This window comes from Succiniclasticum ruminis DSM 9236 (assembly GCF_900112895.1).
GTDB lineage: Bacteria > Bacillota > Negativicutes > Acidaminococcales > Acidaminococcaceae > Succiniclasticum > Succiniclasticum ruminis.
In genome coordinates this window covers 38,590-58,295 of record NZ_FONL01000012.1, presented here as the reverse complement: position 1 = coordinate 58,295, position 19,706 = coordinate 38,590, and the positions used below count along the sequence as shown (strand labels likewise).

Here is a 19,706-nt window from a genome sequence, read left to right as displayed (position 1 = left end):
TCCAATCCGTTGCTCGTGTCGCTCCCCAGCGTCGCGCTCTCTTCCAAGATTGGCAAAGCAATAATATTATAACATAATGAGTAGGATTAAACATCTCCCCCCAGATTTTTAAGTTGTCCTTGACATGGGGTACACTTTATAAACAGGCAGTTTCTGCTTAAGAGTATTTATTAAAGCGGCGGTGAAGCCGACTTTTTATCAGTTCACCGCCGCTTTATAATACTACTGTTTCAATATTACATTAAACTCTTCTTTGTTTTCTTCAATGGCCTGCTGTCCCCCCACCACGCAGAGGTAATTATCCTCCAGCACGTCACGGATCATCTTTGCCAGCGCTTTGATATCCGCCAGTGTGACGTCAAGGATTTCATTCCGTGTTTTCTGCCGGTCTGCATCGGACACGGCCAGCAGTTCCTGCAGGGCCGCCCGGGAAACTTTCAGCGAGTTGGTCAGGGGCACGTCCACCCCGCTCATGGTACCAATGACGTATTTGGTCATCTCCCGGTCGGTCAGTTCCAGTTTTTCCAGCCAGTCCGGCAAGGCGCGGAAGGCTTCCAGGCTGTTCTTCAGCTGCGGGTCCCGGTAGGTAGAAAAATACATGGTACCGTTCCGGTCGAACACCGCGTTGGCCCCATAAGCCCCGCCCTGTACCCGGATCTTCGTCCACAGGTATTCATACCGCAGCATGGTGGCCAGCACCAGCATGCTGCCGCTATATTGATACCCGTGTTTGTGATAATCGCCGCCGGCCAGCACATACTGCACCTTGCCCGGTGTGATGATGGCTTCGTTCGTTTCCGGCTGCGGAAGGATCTTTGCTGCTTTTCCGCCAGCCTCACTGTCCGCAGGCAGCGCCGCGGTAAAGTCAAGCGCCATCCGGCGTACTTCGTCCCTGTCCGCTTTGTCACAGCTGTAGCTTAACAGATACCGGCCTTTATTAAAGAATACAGGCAGCAGTTTCTGCAGATTGGCGATGACCGTATCCGCCTCTTTATCAAAATCTTCCGCCAGCCTTTTAATAAACTGATAGTAACTGTAATAATCCTGTTCCGTCACACGGGCTTTGGCGGAAAAATAAGAAGCGAGCCGCACGGCCGCCACCGTCTGGCCTTTGGCAAAAAATGTATTGTCCCAGTCGGTTTTCACCTGGTCGATCAGTTCTTTCAGCCGCCCTTTATCGGTAAACCGGGTGTGCAGCGTCATGGCCTTCAGAATCTTGAACAGTTCCGGCAGTTTGGCCGTCAGGCATTTTGCCGCCAGGGAAAACTTCACCGTGTAATCGTTGCAGTCGCTGTTCCGGCTTAACGCCTCCATCTGGAAGGAGATTCCACCGGTGTACATGTCCGTATATTTTGCCAGGTCCGCATAGGAATACTCATCTGTGTTCAGTTTGCCCAGCACATCGCTGAGGAGGTTGCAGTACGGCAGCAGTTCCGGGTCAATGCCGGTCATATCAAAATGCCAGTTTAAATAGGTAACTTTGTTAGTCGGCAGGGCCTGGTACAGCAGGGTTCCCCCTTCTGCCTGTTCTTTTTCGACTTTCAGTATTTCCGTTTCCCGTTTTATGTCTTTCCGTTCCAGCAACGGGATGGATGCCAGGTCTTCTTCCGAATCCGGCGCGGCCTGCCGTTCATGGAGTTCCACGCATTCCGCGGCGTACCGTTCCAGCTCGCTGCGGTTCATCTTTTCTTTTACCGCAGCCAGTGTTTCCGCCAGTTCGGCCTGTTCCTTTTCCTCTTTACCCTCTTCCGGGGTCAGGGTCAGGATGACGCGGTGGGTATTGTCCAGCAGATTGGTCTCGATCAGGGTTTCATAATAGTTGGTGTGCACGGCTTCGCGCAGTTCCTGCAGCAGCGGTTCATACTGCAGGCTGCTGACCGGGTCGATGTCGTAGATCCAGGAATCCAGCACGGACAGCCCGTAAATCAGTCCTTTGGGATAGGTTCCGAAATCCGCTTCCCGCAGTTTGAACTCCGCGCTGTTCAGCGAGGCTTCCAGCAGTTCCTTGTCGATGCCTTCCATGGAAATCTTCTGCAGGTTATGGTACAGCGCTTTCACAAAGGCGTCCTTCTGTTCCAGTTCGCTGCCGCTGGCGCGGACGGAGAAAATGTTCTGCAGCATGCTGCCGCTCATACTGCCGGAAATGTCTTTGGCAACACCGGCGTCCAGCAGGGCGCGGCGCAACGGCGCCCCTTCCGATTCCAACAGCACATTTTCCAGCAGGCGCAGGGCCATGATTGTCTTCTGGTCCCGCATGTCCCCCGCCACGATTTGCACTTCATGGAAGGTCATGCCTTCTGTGGGAGAACCTTCCGGCACCGGATAGGTCCCGTCGAACTCCGCCGTTTTGGCCAGGGGTTTCTGCAGCGGGATTTCGGAATGCACCTCTCCTGTTTTCGGGAACTCTTTCAGATAGCTGTCCAGATGGGCCAGCGTTTTTTCAATATCCATATCCCCATACAGGTAGATATAGGAATTCTCCGGGCTGTAATATGTCTTGTGGAAACGGGTAAAGGCTTCCTGGGTCAGTTCCGGGATGGCGGAAGGCAGACCGCCCGATTCAAAACGGTAGGTGGTGTCCGGAAATAGAATCTTCTTTCCATAATATTCAAGGAACGCATCCGGGGCGGAATACGCGCCTTTCATCTCATTATAGACAACACCGTTGTACTGCAGCGGGTCGTCGGCGTTCTCCAGTTCGTAATGCCAGCCTTCCTGCTTCAGGGTAAATTTGTTTTCATAAATCAGCGGATAGAACACCGCGTCCAGGTACACGTCCATCAGGTTTCGGAAATCCTTGTCGTTGCGGCTGGCCACCGGGTACACGGTCTTGTCCGGGTATGTCATGGCGTTTAAGAAAGTATTCAGGGAACCTTTCACCAGTTCCACAAAAGGCTCTTTCAGATGATACTTCCGGGAACCGCACAGGACGGAATGCTCCAGGATGTGGGCCACGCCGCTGTCATCGGAAGGCGGCGTACGGAAGCCGATGGTGAACACCTTGTTATCGTCTTCATTGGCCAGATAGAAAAGACGGGCGCCGCTCACCGCATGCTCCATGAGGTACGCCGCAGAGTTTACTTCCTTGATAAATTCTTTTTTACAAACGCGGAATCCGCTGTATTGTTTTCCAGTTTCCACTCTCTTTACTCCTTTGATGTAAGGAAGCGCGAAACATCTGCGCGCCTGCCGGCGCTTTTGCTTTCGTGTTTCCTTAACTGAAATCTGTGTCTTCTTATTTAAAATCTGTGTTTCATTTTACCATATTTTACGCGGTAAAACAAAAGATATCCCAACAAGTATGATTGCTTTTTGCAAAGAGTTCACAAAACCGGTTATTTTACATTAAAACCGACTGTTTTTACATTCTTTCTATTGATTTAACCGCGTTTCTCATTTATAATAATTGTAAAGATGACATTGAACTGACATCATGCTTTCGGGAGGTATCTGCTATGGCTTCTATGGAACAATACCGTTTTACATTACGCATCCATCCGCTGATCATGGAGAAGATGAAATATATCGCCGAGACAAACGGGCGCTCGGTGAATAAAGAGATTGAACAGATTTTAAAGTGGGTCATCAGCGACTACGAAAACAAACGGGGCCGCATCCATGTGGATGAACAGGACCAGCCCGGTTTCCGCGGCACCCGCACCAACAAGGAAGAACTCCGCCGTCTGGAAGAACAGGCAAAGATGCGGAACAAACCTATCAGTTCGGCGTTGTTTAAGATAAAATAATTTGAATTAATACCTATTACAATATAATTCACCGGCACACGTTGTGTGCCTTTTTTATTTTGTTTTCCGTTCCGCAGGAATTCTATCCGGATCTTCACAAATAAAAATAAGGGAAACCGCTGTTACGCAGTTTCCCTTTTGTTTACGAGGTGAGTGTTCAATAAGCCGAGTTCTGTTCCGACAAGCGGTGGCAATCATTTATCTATTCCTGCGATTACTCGCAAGATACAGCGACACAACCCGGAAGGTTCAGCGGGCCGCTTCATCCCTTCCCTATTTGGTCTTACTCCGAATGGGGTTTACCAAGCCAAGTAATTACTTACTTGCTGGTGCGCTCTTACCGCACCGTTCCACCCTTACCAGATAAATCTGGCGGTACACTTTTCTGTGGCACTATCCCTAAGGTTTCCCTCGCCGGACGTTATCCGGCATTCCGCCCTATGGAGCTCGGACTTTCCTCACCGCCTGCAAATCCGAAAATTTACAGGCGCCGCGATTGCCTTTCACACTCACGTGTGTATCGTAGCACAAGGTATTTTGCTTGTCAAGACAGTTTGAATTATTTCAAAGTTTCGCCACTGTTTTGCAACAAATTCTGCCGGCAAAGCCATGTATGCTTTGCCGGCAGCCGTATTTCTGCAATAATTCTGCTATAATTTATGCAAAACGTTTCATTTCACCATCAGATAGCGCTTCATCATGTTGTTAAACTCCCAGGGGGACTTGCTGTCCTTCACATCGAACTGGTTCATGATGGAATTCACTTCATCCGCGTAATGCACAATAAACGCTTCTTTGGTCGCGCAGGCCACAGGCGATCCTTTTTCCTGGTCGCCGTGATGGGACAGGATGACATGTTCCAGCTGCTGCAGCGCCGCAGCGGGCATCTTCAGTTCCGTCGCCGCTTCCCGCACCATCAGCGCGGACATGGTGATATGCCCCAGCAGCCGGCCTTCCGTGGTATAGGGAAAACCCAGGCCGGCGGAAATCTCTTTTACTTTTCCGATGTCATGCAGCAGGGCGCCTGCCGTGATTAGATCTTTATCTGTATTGCCGATAGCCTCCGCCATGGCAAGAGCCAGTTCAGTCACGTCCACTGAGTGCTGCAGCAATCCGCCCAGATAGGCGTGGTGCAGCTTCATGCCCGCCGGGTTCTTGCAGAACTCTTCATAAAACGGACCGCTGAACACTTTCTTCAGCAGCGTGCGCAGGCTGGGCGTTTTCACGCTGTTAATCAGCGCCTCCAGTTTGTTTTTATAGACTTCCATATCAAAACTGCCGGTGGGTACCAGATTGGAAATATCGTCCTCCGGCATGATGTTGTCCAGCTTCTGGATCACGACCTGCAGCGCCAGCGTGGACGAGTATTTGACAATGTCCACCGGACCGGAGATCATAAATGCTTTGGCCGCGTCCAGATCCCGCAGCCGGTTCACGATATCCCGTTCAAACGCAATGAACTGGATCTTGCCACTGTTATCTTCTACCGTCCCCCTGGCAAACACACCCCCGTTGGAAGAGTTGCCCACCTTCTGCAGGCGCAGCAGCACCGCCTGGGTCATCCGTTCCCCCGCTTTTATGTTTTCAATCATTTGTATCTCCTCTTTACCGTTTATATAGTGATTGGTTTACATAATTTGCAGCAGCTTTGTTTCTTTTGCCACCAGCACCTTCGCCGTGTAACCCTCCCGGCTCAGCCGCAGGGCCAGCCGGTCGGCCAGTTCATTCACCACCGGCAGCTCCGTTCCCTGATGGGTCGCGTCGATCAGGTTGATATGTTTGCCCTTTGCCTCCTGGGCATCATGGTATTTTATATCACCGGTCACATAGGTATCCGCCCCGGCCTGCACCGCGTAATCCAGGAAATCCATGCCGTTGCCGCCGCAGACGGCCACTTTATGTACCGGGCGTCCTGCCGGGATTACGGTAATATGTTCCAGCTTCAGCGCATGCTTTACCTTTCCGGCAAACGCTTCCAGATCCGTCGCTTTTGTTAATGTACCGATCCGTCCTATGCCTTCCAGCGTATCTTCCCCGGAAAGCCCTTCCACATTTTCCAGTTCCAGAAGACTTGCCAGCACATCGTTCACCCCGCCTGTCACGCTGTCCAGGTTCGTGTGGGCGCTGTAAACGGCGATATCATGCCGGGCTGCTTCCAGCAGCAGGGCCGTACGCCAGTCCGCGTCGGTGAGTTGTTTTATGCCGCGGAAAATGGCAGGATGGTGCGTTACGATAATATCCGCGTGAAGCTGTACAGCCTGCTCCAGCACTTCCGCAGAGAAATCCAGCGCGCATAAAATAATCTTTACTTCTTTATCGTTATGCCCTACCTGCAGCCCTACGTTATCCCAGTCTTCCGCCAGCCGCGCCGGCGCCATTTCGCTCATGATTCTGGCAATTTTCGCTACTGAAATATTCATTGCGTTTCCTCTTCCGTTAACCGCTGTAAAACAGCCGGCCCACTATGTTATTTTCTGCATTGCTTTTGCAATGTGTCCATCACTGACTGACTAAAGCGACTTCCTTCTGTACAGATAAATTATACTGATTTATGGATCAGCCCGTCAACTTGGGCGAGCAGTTTTTTCAAATTATTGTATTTAGCGCTGTTCACTGCCGCGGGGCTCGCCGCCATCTGCCGCAGCAAACGGCGGTAATGTTCCGATTTGCCTTCTATATACTCCTGCCACAGGGCAGGCTTCTTTTCCAGGATACAGGGACCGAATTCCTCTTCCAGAGGAGACAGGTCCTGCTTTCCTTCCCCGTGGACTGCTTTAATGATACTGTAGATATGTTTATTTTCTTTGCAGAGCGTTTCTTCCGCAATACGATAGCCGTGCTGTACCAGCCACCGGCGCAGCAGGCCGGCAGCGTTCATGGGCTGCAACACAAAGGTGGTGACGGATGCCGCGATTTCCGGGGATTCTTCCAGGATGCCCGCGATCGTCGCGCCGCCCATTCCCGCAATGACAACGGTTTCCGCCTCCCCGGCGCGCAGTCCCTGCAGCCCCGGCGCCATGCGGATTTCCATCTCGTTATGCAGTTTGTATTTGTTTCTTGTTTCTATGGCTGCCTGGCAGGGGCCTTCCGCAATATCCGAAGCAATCACGCGGCGGCACTGCCCGGACAGCGCCAGACAGGCCGGTACATAGCCGTGGTCCGTGCCGATATCCGCCATTGTGTGACACACGGGGACCAGGGAAGCCACTGTTTGCAGCCGTTCACCGATTCGAAGCATAGTGTTCTCCGTCCGTAACGTACGTAAAAACGGTCTGCCTGTGTAACAGACAGACCGTTAAGGGAATTGGAATTATTTTTTCGCTTTTTTAGCTTTCGCTTTTTTAGCCGGTTTAACGTTAACAGCTTCTTTGAAAGCTTTGCCAGCTTTGAAAGCGGGAACCGTTGCGGCAGCGATCTTAATTGCAGCGCCGGTCTGCGGGTTTTTGCCGGTACGGGCAGCGCGTTCACGGGCTTCGAAAGTGCCAAAGCCGATTAACTGTACTTTGCCCTTTTTGGCAACTTCAGCAACGATAGCTTCGTTGATGGCTTTCAGTGCTTTTTCTACATCTTTCTGAGATAATCCGGATGCTGCAGCAGCTGCTACAATAAGTTCTTTCTTGTTCATCGTAAAATCTCCTTTGCGAAAATTTTTATTCAGATGCCGTTTTCTACTGCATCTATGTTAATAATATCAGTGTTTATCAGTGTTTGCAAGCCTTTACACGGTTTTTTTTGCTGTTTTTTCGCTTTTTTCATGTTTTTTTTTATAAAAACCGGTTTTCAACAGTAAATTGTGTGTAAAAACGGATTTTTCCCTGCAATTTAAGCATCCGGAGCCGCATATAAATTCGCAGATTTTCTTGACACTGCCGTAAAGTTCGGTTAAAATAAGTAATGTTGAAAACAACGGGCCCGTAGCTCAGCTGGTCAGAGCCGGCGGCTCATAACCGCTTGGTCGGGGGTTCGAATCCCTCCGGGCCCACCAATACCATAACCGGCATAAAAGCAGCGCAGGATAATGCTAACACGCGCCGGATTGCAACTAAAGACTGTAATAAAACGCAACCCGCTTCAGAAGCGTTTCTGAAGCGGGTTGTTTTTTATATTCTGTTATTCCTGTTGAAGCGAAGTTGGAATCAGTCCGCCACAAAATCACGCAGCTGGGTACAACGTTTGCTGCGGAGCCGGCGCAAAGCTTTGGCTTCAATCTGACGGATACGTTCACGGGTCACCCCGAAATGCTGGCCTACTTCTTCCAGCGTACGCTGCCGTCCGTCTTTCAGGCCGAAGCGCAGTTCCAGCACTTCCCGCTCGCGGCTGCTCAGGGTGCTCAGCACCTCGTTCAGTTTTTCCCGCAACAACGCAAAGGAAGCGGCGTCCGCCGGAGCCGGGGCGTCATGATCTTCGATGAAATCGCCCAGATGGGAATCTTCTTCTTCCCCGATAGGCGTTTCCAGAGAAACCGGCTCCTGGGCAATCTTCATGATTTCCCGCACCCGGTCTTCCGTGGTTTCCATCAGTTCCGCGATTTCCCTGGGGGTCGGTTCCCGTCCCAGTTCCTGCAGCAGCTGCCTTGATACGCGGATCAGCTTGTTGATGGTTTCCACCATATGGACCGGTATGCGGATCGTCCTTGCCTGGTCGGCAATGGCCCGGGTAATGGCCTGACGGATCCACCATGTGGCATAGGTGCTGAATTTAAAGCCTTTATTATAATCGAACTTTTCAACGGCTTTGATCAGGCCGAGATTCCCTTCCTGAATCAGATCCAGGAACAGCATGCCGCGGCCCACATACCGTTTGGCAATGCTTACCACCAGACGCAGGTTCGCCTCCGACAGGCAGCGTTTTGCCTCATTCCCCTGCTGTTTAATCGTTTTCAGCATGGCCGCAAACTGTGTCTTGATATCCGCGAGGCGCTGGGCGTTCTTTTTATCCGTCCTGTAGACCTTGCTTTTCGGGCTTAAAGAGTTCAGGCGTTCTTCCAGCCACAGTTCGGAAGCGTCAATAAGCTTTCTGATCTCACCGAGATTACGCGGTTCCGGTCCGTTGTCTTCTTCCCGTTCCGGGCATTCTTTGTCCCAGTCCGCACATTTGAACTTTTCTTCTTCCAGCAAGCCGATCAGGCGGCCTCTCTCATTTTTCGTAAACTGGGCAGTGTCCGCCACAAAATCCGCGATAACATATTTTTCCCCGCTCTTCCGTTTTTCATCAAATTTGCGGAACGCAACAGGGACGGAACGCATGTCGGTTGCCGACTGTTCTTCTTCCAGAAGGACATTCAACTTACGGAAAGCCTCTTCAAATTCCTTTTTCGTTTTGAATTTTAAAGGTTCATCCGCATTTTTGCTGCCTTCCATCCGTTCAATCTGTTTGCTCTTATCCATGCGTTTGGCCAGTTCCACTTCATCTTCGCTCTGTAAAAGGGGAACGCGGCCGATTTCCTTCAGGTACATGCGCACCGGGTCATCAATACTGATGCCGTCGGGCACCGTCATGGAAGAGGCGATTTCGGCTTCGGTAATTTCTTCCGCTTCTTCATCTTCCGCAGGTGGCAGGATATCGTCTTCGTCTTCATCCTGGGGATAAATGATGTTGATCCCCCTGCTCTGGAGATATTCCATCATAAAATCAATGGCTTCCGGAGAAGTAACAGCGGACGGAAGAATATCATTCACTTCGCTGTCCGACAGAATGTTGCCGTTGACTTTTGCCCGGGCTTCCAGTTCCAGCATTTTTTCTACAGGAAAGCCTGCCGGCATCAGGGCAAGAAGTTCTTCACTGGCTTCCAGAACCGGCTGCGCTGTTTCCGGCGTTTCCGCTTCCGGTTTCCCGGAATCAGGTAACTCCTTCTTTTTGTTCTTCTTTGGAGCTTTTTTATCTTCAGATGCGCGTTTTTCAGGCGCACTTATCCCTTTATCCGCTTCAGCGGTTTTGTTTGCAGAAGGTTTCTTTACGGTCTTCTTTTCCGGTTCCTGATTTCCTTTCGGAGCATTATCTTTCGCTGCTTCTGCCGGTTTGGCTTCAACTTCTGCGGCAGTTTTCTTCGCTTTGGCCTTCACTGCAGTTTTCTTTTCTTCTGCCGGTTTGGCTTCTGCTTCAGCGGCTGCCTTTTTCGCTTTGGCGTTCACTGCCGGTTTGGTTTCTGCTTTTACTGCCGGTTTCTTTGTTCCGGCAGGTTTGGGCTTTGCTTTTGCTTTCGCCGGATCTTTCTTTGTTTCTGCAGCGATTTCTGCCGCTTTCTCAGCAGTCTTTTTTGTCTCTGCCGGTTTAGGTTCTTTCTTTGCAGTTTCCTTCTTCGCGGTCTTTTCCGGCTCTTTTTTGGCTTTTACTGCCGCTGCGGCCTTTTCTGCTGCCGCCTTTTTCTTTTTGCCGTCTTTCTTTTCCGCGGGTTTCGGTCCTGCAACGATCTTTTCTTCTGCGATTTCCGTATTCAGTTTTTTGTTGGATTTCTTTTTGTTAGTTGCCATACAGATTTGTAATCTTCCCTCTTAATTCATTGCAAATTTTGATCTCATCTTCAAACCTCGGATCGTTCATGCCTGCATACATATCTGCAAGCCGCCGGTGATCCTCGTAGGCACGCTGCAGAAAATCCCGCTGCATCCTGCGGACATAACCTTCTGCGATCTGCTTCAGGCCCGCTTCGTCAGCAACAAAATCTTCCCCGGCTAAAATTCTTGCGGTTTCCGCATTGGTTTCCTCGTCCCCCGCTGCAAACAAGCTCTCTTTGACTGTGGAAAAATCAGCGTTTCCCAGCTTGCATATTTTTTCATAGATGCTCTGTCGGACAGGTGACGCGAAACCGGTTTGCTGTATAATCTCTTTGTACGAATCTATCAGCCAGGAATACCGGAAGAATAACAGTAACAGTTTTCTTTCCGCCAGCTCCAGCGCGCTGGGCACCGGCTGCGCGGACGATACAGGAGCCCGGGGGACGGAATTGCCGCCGGAAAAACGGGATGCCGATTTTTTCCTGTATTCCCCCATGATCAGGCCTTCGTCAATAACCAGTTCCTTTGCCAGGAACCGGATATATTCTTCGGCTTCTATCTCTGTTTTACACTCCTGCAGGTAAGGAATTATATTCGACACACACTGCACTTTTCCTGCCAGTTCCGATACATTATTTTTCGAGATTGTATAACGGATCTGGAATTCCGTGCCATCCCATGCGTTTTTCACAAGGTCTTCAAAGGCGTCCCTGCCGGATTTCCGGACAAACGCGTCAGGGTCTTTCCCTTCCGGCACGTTCAGCACTTTGACGGAAAGGCCGGCTTTCTTGGCGATGCTGACCGCCCTTACCGCGTTGCGCCGTCCCGCGTCATCACTGTCATAGGCAAACACAACGCTTTCCGTAACCCGGTGCAGCAGTTTCGCATGCTGCTCACTGAACGCGGTCCCTAACGACGCAACAGCCCGGTTGATGCCTGCCGCGTGGAGGCTGATGGCGTCCATATACCCTTCCACAATAATGGCTTCTTTTGCTTCCCGGATTGCTTTAAGCGCCACGTCCAGCCCGAACAGCGTTTCCCGTTTCTGGAAGACATCGGTCTCCCCTGTATTTAAGTACTTGGGCAGTCCGTCATCCATCACGCGCCCGCCAAAGGCGATTACCCTGCCCCGTGGGTCTTTGATGGGGATCATCACACGGTTGATGAACACGTCACGGTAAGAACCGTTCTTTTGCCGGATCAGTCCTGCGGCTGCAAGCTGTTCCCGGGAGCATCCTTTTCTGGCCAGGTTGAATTCCAGGGCGTTAAAAGACGGCAGGGAATAGCCCAGGGAAAAACGTTCGATAACGGCATCGGTGATGCCCCTGTTATGGAAGTACTCCAGCGCAGCCGCACCGGGCCTGGTTTTCTGCAGGCAGGCGGAAAAATAACGGCAAGCCAGGTCATTGACCGTATACATATCTTTGCGCCGCTGTTCCCTGCGCACATCCGCTGCTGTCCGGTGTGTTTCGGGAACCGGAATGTTGGCCCGCCCCGCCAGGGTTTTTATTGCTTCCGGAAACGTACTGTTTTCTATCTTCTGCACAAACGTGAAAACGTCCCCGCCGGTATGGCAGCCGTAACAATAGAAAAACTGGCGTTCCTTGTCTACACAGAAGGAAGGCGTCTTTTCCCCGTGGAATGGACAGCATGCCCAATAGTAACGTCCTTTTTTCTGCAGCGATACATAACCTGCAATCACGTCGACAATATCGGAGCTGTCCTTAACCTGTCTTTTAAAATCTTCATACTGCTGATCCATCGTTAGCTCCTTATCATCGAACATCAATCCTCAAACTTCAATAACTTATTCTCTGTTGCGGAAGAAAATCCTCTTTTTCGTTAAAAAAATACTTGACACTTTAGTTTGTAAAAAAATGAGAGCGGCTTACCTCTGTTTCAGCCGCTCAGCATTAACTTGCATAATAATATTCAGTAAAAACTGTTTAATCCGTATTTGTATCTGCGTATGTTTTTGTTTCCGCAGACTTCCACTTTATTCGCTTACCTTCGGTACAAAGTACTGGTTGAACATCCTTACGGCGCTCAGGTCCGTCAGACCTGCCACATAATCCACGATCGCCGTCATTTTCCCGAACCGTTCAAAGTTCAGCCGGACTTCCTCAGGCAGCAGCTGCGGTTCTTTAACATACAGATCCAGCAGACTCATGATCACATGTTCCGCTTTGTGGTGTTCTTTCTCCAGAGACGGGCACTCATACACATAAGCAAACATAAAGTTTCTGAACTCTTCTACCGCTTCGTCATAATAGGAATCCAGAATGATTTTGTTTTTCCCCGCAGAGCACTCCACGATATTATGCACCAGGATATCCAGAATCTGGGTTGGTTCCGTACCCAGGCGCATGGCCACCATCCCCGGCAGTTTGTCCGGTCCCACCAACCCTACCCGGATGCCGTCGTCCAGGTCGGAGCACAGATAGCAGATGCGGTCACAGCGTCTGACGATGGCGCCTTCCGGCGTGTCCGGCAGCTTACTCCCGGTATGGCACAGAATCGCGTCCTGTACTTCTGTTGTAAGATTGAGGCCGCGTCCCTGCCGCCCGTAATAGGTTACTACCCGGATGCTTTGCTCATTATGGGTAAAATGCCCCGTGTATTTATTGATCGCCCGCTCCCCGGCATGCCCGAACGGCGTATGCCCCAGGTCATGCCCCAGGGCCGCGGCTTCAATCATGTCTTCGTTAAGGCGCAGCGCCCTGCCGATCGTCCGGGAAATCTGCGAGACCTCCATGCTGTGGGTCAGGCGGGTACGGTAATGGTCGCCGGGCGACAGATATACCTGGGTTTTATGCTTTAACGCCCGGAACGCTTTGCTGTGGATGATGCGGTCACGGTCACGCTGGAACGCAGTTCGCAGATCATCCTGGGTTTCTTCTGTCAGCCGGTGCGAGGCCGCGCTTTTGCAAGCCCAGGGCATCAGGTTCTTCTGTTCCTGGTCTTCAGTGTATTCACGAACATTCATAATCGATAATTCTCTGCTCCTTACCGGCGGGCCGCATTATTTTTATAATAATAATCCAGGATGATGCCGGCGGTTTCTTCAATCGCGCGGTTGGATACATTGATGATCATACAGTGCACGCGCCGCATGATCCCTTTTGCATAATCCAGTTCTTCGGTGATGCGCTCCACATCCGCGTACTCTGCATCTTCGGAAAGCCCCATGGCTTTCAGGCGGGTCATGCGGATATCCGTCAGCTTATACGGGTCAATGAGAAGCCCGATGATCTTATGGTGCGGAACCTTAAACAGCTCCGGCGGCGGAACAATTTCCGGCACCAGCGGGACATTAGCCACCTTGAGCTGCTTATGGGCCAGGTACATGGACAAAGGCGTCTTGGATGTCCGGGATACGCCGATAATCACGATGTCCGCTTTCAAAAGACCCAGCGGATTTTTGCCGTCATCATACTTAACGGCGAATTCCACGGCTTCCACACGCTTGAAGTATTCGTGGTCCAGCGCATGGATCAGGCCTGCCTGGTTCTTGGGAAGCAGCCCGGAATTCTTCTGTATGGCCCGCAGCATGGGCCCCAGCACATCCACTACCTGGATCTGCAGTTCCACGGCCCTGTCGGCAAGATGCTCGCGCAGACGCGGATTTACGATTGTATAACAGACGACAGCCTGATGCTGCGCCGCTTCCTGCAGCGCTTCGTCAATCTGTTCCTTATTGTTGATATAGGGAATCCTGATTACATCAAATTTAGTTTCCGTAAACTGGCTGACCGTCGCTTTAATAACAGATTCCGCCGTGCCGCCGATAGAATCTGACAATGCATAGATAATAGGATTCGTATTACTTATGATGACCCACTTCCCTTCCTTCTGCAATATCTACAAACAGCCGTGTAAAATTAGTTTTGGTAATGCGGCCAATCACTTCATAGTCTTTTGTCTTCTCATTCACACACCTGACTACGGGCAGACTGTCGATCTGGTTGTCGATCACCTTGCGGGCCGCGGAAGACACCGTTGTGTCCGGGAACGCCATCACCATTTTGGACAGCGGGGTCATTGCCATGACCACGGGTATCGTTTTCATATCCCCATTCGTATTGGTTGCCAGCTTCAGCAGGTCCTTACGGGAAACAACACCCACCAGCAGATTTTTATCATCAACCACATAGATTGAGCCGACATCTTCTACAAACATGCTGATAATGGCTTCGTACGCGCTTTTTGTGTTCAGGATCACAACCGGCATGGACTGGATATCAGAAACCAGAATATCAGAGACCTCTTCCGTCAATAAGCCCAGGGTGCTTCTGCCGATAAAGTAATAGCCGACCTTCGGGCGCGCGTCAATAATGCCGCTCATGATCAGAATCGCCAGATCGGAGCGCAACGCGGCCCGCGTCACATGCAATTTATCCGCGATACGCTGTCCTGTGATAGGGCCCTCAGCCCTTACAATTTCCGCAATCTGTTTCTGTCTTGCTGTTAAGCCCATTTGATTCCGTCCTTTCCGGCGTAAAACGCGATCCCGTCCTTATACTGTTTAAAATATCAGGCACCGTTAATTACAGGGCATCCGGATTCCCGCCAGGCTATATAGTGCCTACACTGCCAATAATTATTATACACTAATTATATGTCTTTTTTGCAATTTTGTAAACTATTAAGCGTATGTTAATCATATAACCAGGCAATGTGCAGCAAATAAACGGGACTTGCTCAGATTCCTGCCTGCTCTTTTAACGCGGCGGCCTTATCGGTATGCTCCCAGGGAACGTCGATATCGGTACGGCCCATATGTCCGTATGCCGCGGTCTGTTTATAGATAGGACGGCGCAGGTCCATATCGCGGATGATTCCTGTCGGGCTTAAGGAAAAGTTTTTGCGTACCAGTTCCGCGATTTTGTCGTCCGCAATCACGCCGGTGCCGAAGGTATCTACCAGGATGGAGACCGGCTGTGCTACGCCGATGGCATAGGCAAGCTGGATTTCACAACGCTTTGCCAGACCGGCCGCTACAATATTCTTGGCTACATAGCGCGCCGCATACGCAGCCGAACGGTCAACCTTGGACGGATCCTTGCCGCTGAAAGCGCCGCCGCCATGCCGGGCCATTCCGCCATAGGTATCCACAATAATCTTGCGCCCGGTCAGACCGCTGTCGCCCTGAGGCCCGCCGATGACAAAACGGCCGGTGGGATTGATAAAGTATTTTGTGTTTTCATCCAGCAGTTCTGCAGGTACAACTTCCTTGATAACCAGTTCGATCATATCCTTGCGGATCTGGTCCTGGGTGGCATCCGGATCGTGCTGGGTGGAAATAACAATCGTATCCACACGGACCGGCTTTCCGTCTTCGTATTCCACCGTAACCTGGGTCTTTCCGTCAGGACGGAGATAAGCCAGAGTTTTATTCTTGCGGACTTCGGTAAGTCTCCTGGCCAGTTTGTGAGCCAGGGAGATCGGCAGCGGCATCAGTTCCGGTGTTTCGTCACAGGCGTAACCGAACATCATGCCCTGATCGCCGGCGCCCATTTCGTTTTCCGCGGCAGCGCCTTCCTTTGCTTCCTTGGATTTATCCACGCCCATGGCAATATCGCCGGACTGTTCGTCAATGGAAATCAACACGCCGCAGGTGGAACCGTCAAAACCATATTTTGCCCTGTCATAACCAATGCCCAGAACTGTGTCCCTTGCGATTTTGGGGATATCCACAAAACAGGTGGTGGATATCTCGCCTACGATATGAATCTGGCCGGTAGCCACCACCGTTTCGCAGGCCACCCTGCCTTCCGGGTCCTTTTCCAGAATTGCGTCCAGGATGGCGTCAGAAATCTGGTCGGCAATTTTATCCGGATGACCTTCCGTAACAGATTCAGAGGTAAATAATTTGCGCATAATACATGCTCCTTTCCTTAAAAAAAGATGCCCTCGCGCACGTGAGAGCATCTTAATTACTTTTATGATCTCATCTTGCGATTTCTCGTAAGGACTTAGCACCGTTTGACAATCCTGCGACTGCAATGGTTGCTGCGGCTTCACTGGGCCAGTTCCCTCCACCGCTCGTGATGAGCTTTATTCAATTATCGTAACCATTATAACAGAATTTTACAGTAATGCAACTGTTTCACACTAATTTCACAGCAGGAAATTTTTCCGGCTCCAAAACGCGCAACTTCGGCAAAGCCGTTGCGCATTTTTAATGCTTCCGCAACTACCGTTTCCGCTTAGCCATGACACGGTCCAGCAGGATCGAAGCCACCTCATCTTTGGAAAGGATCTCCAGCGCTTCTACCGTTCCGTCCGGATACAAAAACTTGACGATGTTGGTATCTGTATTGAATCCGGCGCCCTTCAGGGAAACATCATTGGCGACGATCATGTCCAGGTTTTTCTTTTTCACTTTGCTTGCCGCGTTTTCCAACAGGTTTTGCGTTTCTGCCGCAAATCCCACCAGGAACTGCTGTTTCTTCATGCCGCCCAGCGTTTTCAGAATGTCCGGGTTCTGGTCCATCACGATGGTCATCCCGTCTTCCGGATGGATCTTTTTGATCTTCTGGTCCGCCACGGAACGTGGTTTAAAATCTGCCACCGCGGCAGCTTTGATCACAATGTCCGTCTCCGGATACACGGCGAGACAGGCATCCAGCATCTGCTTTGTCGTCTCCACGCGGACCACCTTCGCATAGGGCGGCGGTGTCAGGGCGGAGGGTCCGGTGATCAGCGTCACGTCCGCGCCCCGCAGCAAGGCCTGCCTGGCAATGGAGTACCCCATCTTCCCGCTGCTCCGGTTCCCTACAAAGCGTACCGGATCGATGGGCTCACGCGTACCCGCTGCGGTAACCATCACTTTCAGGCCGCGCATATCGCCTTCCCGCTGTGCAAGAAACCGTTCCAGGTACGCAATGATTTCCGGCACTTCCGGAAGCCTTCCGGCACCGGTCGTGCCGCAGGCCAGTTCGCCGGAAGCCGGTTCCATTACGGCAATGCCGCGGCCGGCTAACACTTTCAGGTTTTCCTGCGTCGCCACGTTCTCGTACATGCCCGTATTCATGGCCGGGCAGACGATTTTCGGGCAGGGAGCCGCAAGTACTACTGTGCTGAGCAAATCATCCGCCAGCCCGCAGGCCATCTTGGCCAGGATGTTCGCCGTGGCCGGCGCCACCAGCAACAGATCCCCCCAGTTTGCCAGGGCGATATGCTCCACGTTAAACTCATCCCTTCCGTCCCACATGGAAACGGCGCACTTATGCCCGCTGATTTCCGCAAAAAGCAGCGGGGAAACAAATTTCGCGGCGTGCTCCGTCATGACGACACGGACCTCTGCCCCCTGCTTGCGAAGCTTGCTCACAAGATCTACCACTTTGTAAATGGCAATGCCGCCCGTTACTCCCAGTACGATCTTTTTCCCTTTCAGCATAACTCCATCTCCATTATTTCTTACGGGTATAGGTAATTTTTTTCTCGCCTACCTCTTTCAGCGCGATGCTGACTTCCTTTTCCGGAAGGGTCTGCCCGGGCTTTGTCAGTTCACGGGCCCGTTTGGCAGCCAGGATCGCCAGGGTATACTTGCTGTCGACCATCTCCGCCAGCTTGTCGATGGAAGGATTTACCATGCTCATTTTGAATTGCCTCCTGTATATAAAAATATCTGATTAAATATTATGCATTCTGCCCGAGTATCTTATCAATCAGGTACCCGTTCCGCTTTGCCCGGTACCGTTCCGCTTCCAGCAGCGTCAAAACGCGCTGCGTTGCTTCTTCAGCTATGTCGTTGACAACGACATAGTCATATCCGCTGGAGCTTTTCAGTTCGCCTGCCGCCGCTTTCAGCCGCTTTTCTATCACTTCTTCCGTATCTTTGCCCCGTTTGTAAAGCCGGGCCCGCAATTCCTCCAGGGACGGCGGCATCACAAAAACAAATACGCCGTCGGGGAATACCTTCTTGACCTGAAGGGCGCCCTGGATATCAATCTCCAGCAAAACATCTTTTCCTTCATTCAGAAGGTTCATTACATAAGGTTTCGGCGTCCCGTAATAGTTCCCATAGACCTGGGCGTATTCCAGCAGTTCGCCGCGGAATATCATATCCTTGACCTGGGCGACGGTCTTAAAAAAGTACTCCCTGCCGTCCACTTCCCCTTCCCGGGGTTCCCTGGTTGTAACAGAAACCGAATAGCACAGCTCCGGCAATTCCTTGCGAAGCAGGCCGCAGATTGTTCCCTTTCCGGCACCGCTGGGACCGGATACGACCAGCAGTAACCCCCGGGGCTTATCTGATGAATTTTTCATTGTTCCTCCATTCCTTCCGTGTCAGGGTTAAAACGGTTGGCTACCGTTTCCGGCTGGATAGCCGATAAAATTACATGACAGCTATCGGTAACGATAACCGCACGAGTCTTTCTTCCATATGTCGCGTCAATCAGCAGCCCTTTGTCCCTTGCTTCGGAAATAATGCGCTTGACCGGTGCTGATTCCGGACTGATGACCGCAATGATACGGTTGGCGGAAACAATATTGCCAAAACCGATATTGATCATTTTAATGCTCATATATTCTCCTGCTTTTAATTATTCAATATTCTGGACCTGTTCCCTGATCTTTTCAATCTCCGCTTTTACATCCACCACGATTTTTGCCAGTTCAAAATCGTTGGCTTTGGAAGCGATGGTATTGGCTTCCCGGTTAAATTCCTGGACCAGGAAATCCAGCTTGCGCCCCACCGGCTGCGCGGCATCCATAATCAGGCGGAACTGACGGATATGGCTCTTCAGCCGGACGATTTCTTCCGTTATGGCAACCCGGTCTGCAAAGATTGCGACCTCCTGCAGCACGCGGTCCGGGTCCGCGGTAATTTTTTTGTCTGCCAGCAACGCGTCCAGCCGTTCATTCAGCCTTGCCTGATACTCCGCCACAACCTGCGGGGATCGTCTTTCGATTTCCAACACGTTCTGTTCGATCAGATCCAGCCGTTTATGGAAGTCCGCCCCGATATTTTTGCCTTCCGCTTCACGCATGGCCACCAGGGCTTCCACGGCCTGGTCCACAGCCTGTTTGATCTTCGGCCAGTAAGCATCACAGTCGAACAGGCCTTCTTTGGTCGTGATCACCTCAGGACAGCGCGCCAGATATAAAACTTCCGCCTGTTCGCTGATAGAAGGCGACGGTATGCCGATTGCGTCTCCCACTTCCCGCAGGGCATTATGATAAGCCGCTGCCAGCGCTTTGTCAACAGTAACGTTCACCGCGTCCTGATTCGTGTATCTGGCGGTTACAAACACGTCGATCCGTCCCCTGGACACAGAAGCCAGGATTGTCTTACGGATCTTGTCTTCCAGCGGGTTCAGGAAATGCGGCAGACGGATCGCCGTTTCGTTATACCGGTGATTGACAGTTTTTATTTCTATTGTAACCGAAAAGTTTTCTTCTTCATAACATCCCCGGCCGAAACCGGTCATGCTTTTAACCATTGTATGGACCTCCC

The 19,706-nt window shown here is 51.3% G+C and carries 17 protein-coding genes, 1 tRNA gene, 1 other RNA gene and 1 riboswitch; of the genes, 2 read left to right on the top strand and 17 right to left on the bottom strand.

What is annotated here, in order from left to right; genetic code table 11:
* Positions 1-222: 222 nt before the first annotated feature.
* Entirely contained in the window at positions 223-3,141 is a 2,919-nt protein-coding gene (locus BM159_RS08750) for an insulinase family protein (RefSeq protein ID WP_245763695.1), read from the bottom strand.
* 314 nt (positions 3,142-3,455) lie between these two features.
* Between BM159_RS08750 and BM159_RS08745 the strand changes: the two genes are divergently transcribed.
* Positions 3,456-3,746, top strand: coding sequence for an Arc family DNA-binding protein (locus BM159_RS08745; RefSeq protein ID WP_218149553.1), 291 nt, complete (start codon positions 3,456-3,458; stop codon positions 3,744-3,746).
* A 146-nt stretch (positions 3,747-3,892) separates the two neighbouring features.
* Here BM159_RS08745 and rnpB read toward each other — a convergent pair.
* From rnpB to BM159_RS08720, 5 genes are all read right to left on the bottom strand, one after another.
* An RNA gene (gene rnpB, locus BM159_RS08740) (RNase P RNA component class A) lies at positions 3,893-4,258 on the bottom strand.
* A 159-nt stretch (positions 4,259-4,417) separates the two neighbouring features.
* Entirely contained in the window at positions 4,418-5,338 is a 921-nt protein-coding gene (locus tag BM159_RS08735) for a 3'-5' exoribonuclease YhaM family protein (protein ID WP_093913867.1), read from the bottom strand.
* Positions 5,339-5,374: 36 nt separating this feature from the next.
* The gene (locus BM159_RS08730) at positions 5,375-6,166 is read right to left on the bottom strand and encodes a Nif3-like dinuclear metal center hexameric protein (protein ID WP_093913866.1); all 792 of its coding nucleotides are present in this window, start codon (positions 6,164-6,166) and stop codon (positions 5,375-5,377) included.
* Between the two features lie 119 nt (positions 6,167-6,285).
* On the bottom strand, positions 6,286-6,984 hold the full coding sequence (locus BM159_RS08725) for a tRNA (adenine(22)-N(1))-methyltransferase (protein ID WP_093913865.1): 699 nt from the start codon (positions 6,982-6,984) through the stop codon (positions 6,286-6,288).
* Between the two features lie 72 nt (positions 6,985-7,056).
* Positions 7,057-7,371, bottom strand: a complete 315-nt coding sequence (locus BM159_RS08720; RefSeq protein ID WP_093913864.1) for an HU family DNA-binding protein — start codon at positions 7,369-7,371, stop codon at positions 7,057-7,059.
* Positions 7,372-7,654: 283 nt separating this feature from the next.
* Between BM159_RS08720 and BM159_RS08710 the strand changes: the two genes are divergently transcribed.
* Positions 7,655-7,731 (top strand) — tRNA-Ile (locus BM159_RS08710).
* 151 nt (positions 7,732-7,882) lie between these two features.
* On the opposite strand, the gene rpoD is transcribed toward BM159_RS08710, so the two are convergent.
* The 11 genes from rpoD to BM159_RS08655 all read right to left on the bottom strand — a co-directional run bounded on the left by rpoD (position 7,883) and on the right by BM159_RS08655 (position 19,692).
* A complete protein-coding gene (gene rpoD, locus BM159_RS12265) occupies positions 7,883-9,508 on the bottom strand; it encodes an RNA polymerase sigma factor RpoD (RefSeq protein WP_093913872.1) in 1,626 nt (541 codons plus the stop codon).
* A gap of 697 nt (positions 9,509-10,205) precedes the next feature.
* The gene (gene dnaG / locus BM159_RS08700; RefSeq protein WP_177205984.1) at positions 10,206-12,002 is read right to left on the bottom strand and encodes a DNA primase; all 1,797 of its coding nucleotides are present in this window, start codon (positions 12,000-12,002) and stop codon (positions 10,206-10,208) included.
* Between the two features lie 234 nt (positions 12,003-12,236).
* The gene (locus BM159_RS08695; RefSeq protein ID WP_093913861.1) at positions 12,237-13,226 is read right to left on the bottom strand and encodes a deoxyguanosinetriphosphate triphosphohydrolase; all 990 of its coding nucleotides are present in this window, start codon (positions 13,224-13,226) and stop codon (positions 12,237-12,239) included.
* 20 nt (positions 13,227-13,246) lie between these two features.
* Entirely contained in the window at positions 13,247-14,053 is an 807-nt protein-coding gene (locus BM159_RS08690; protein ID WP_425443222.1) for a pyruvate, water dikinase regulatory protein, read from the bottom strand.
* Between the two features lie 10 nt (positions 14,054-14,063).
* Positions 14,064-14,717 (bottom strand): transcriptional regulator CcpN, encoded by a 654-nt coding sequence (gene ccpN, locus BM159_RS08685; RefSeq protein ID WP_093913859.1) that lies wholly within the window; start codon positions 14,715-14,717, stop codon positions 14,064-14,066.
* 224 nt (positions 14,718-14,941) lie between these two features.
* The gene (metK, locus tag BM159_RS08680) at positions 14,942-16,120 is read right to left on the bottom strand and encodes a methionine adenosyltransferase (protein ID WP_093913858.1); all 1,179 of its coding nucleotides are present in this window, start codon (positions 16,118-16,120) and stop codon (positions 14,942-14,944) included.
* A 67-nt stretch (positions 16,121-16,187) separates the two neighbouring features.
* Positions 16,188-16,297, bottom strand: a riboswitch (SAM riboswitch).
* Between the two features lie 139 nt (positions 16,298-16,436).
* A complete protein-coding gene (coaBC, locus tag BM159_RS08675; protein WP_093913857.1) occupies positions 16,437-17,642 on the bottom strand; it encodes a bifunctional phosphopantothenoylcysteine decarboxylase/phosphopantothenate--cysteine ligase CoaBC in 1,206 nt (401 codons plus the stop codon).
* 13 nt (positions 17,643-17,655) lie between these two features.
* Positions 17,656-17,838 (bottom strand): DNA-directed RNA polymerase subunit omega, encoded by a 183-nt coding sequence (rpoZ, locus tag BM159_RS08670; protein WP_177205985.1) that lies wholly within the window; start codon positions 17,836-17,838, stop codon positions 17,656-17,658.
* Between the two features lie 46 nt (positions 17,839-17,884).
* Positions 17,885-18,514, bottom strand: coding sequence for a guanylate kinase (gene gmk / locus BM159_RS08665; protein ID WP_093913855.1), 630 nt, complete (start codon positions 18,512-18,514; stop codon positions 17,885-17,887).
* Complete coding sequence (gene remA / locus BM159_RS08660; RefSeq protein WP_093913854.1) at positions 18,511-18,774, bottom strand: extracellular matrix/biofilm regulator RemA; 264 nt, start codon at positions 18,772-18,774, stop codon at positions 18,511-18,513. Before remA ends, gmk begins: the two co-directional genes overlap by 4 nt.
* A gap of 18 nt (positions 18,775-18,792) precedes the next feature.
* The gene (locus tag BM159_RS08655; protein ID WP_093913853.1) at positions 18,793-19,692 is read right to left on the bottom strand and encodes a YicC/YloC family endoribonuclease; all 900 of its coding nucleotides are present in this window, start codon (positions 19,690-19,692) and stop codon (positions 18,793-18,795) included.
* Positions 19,693-19,706 lie beyond the last annotated feature (14 nt).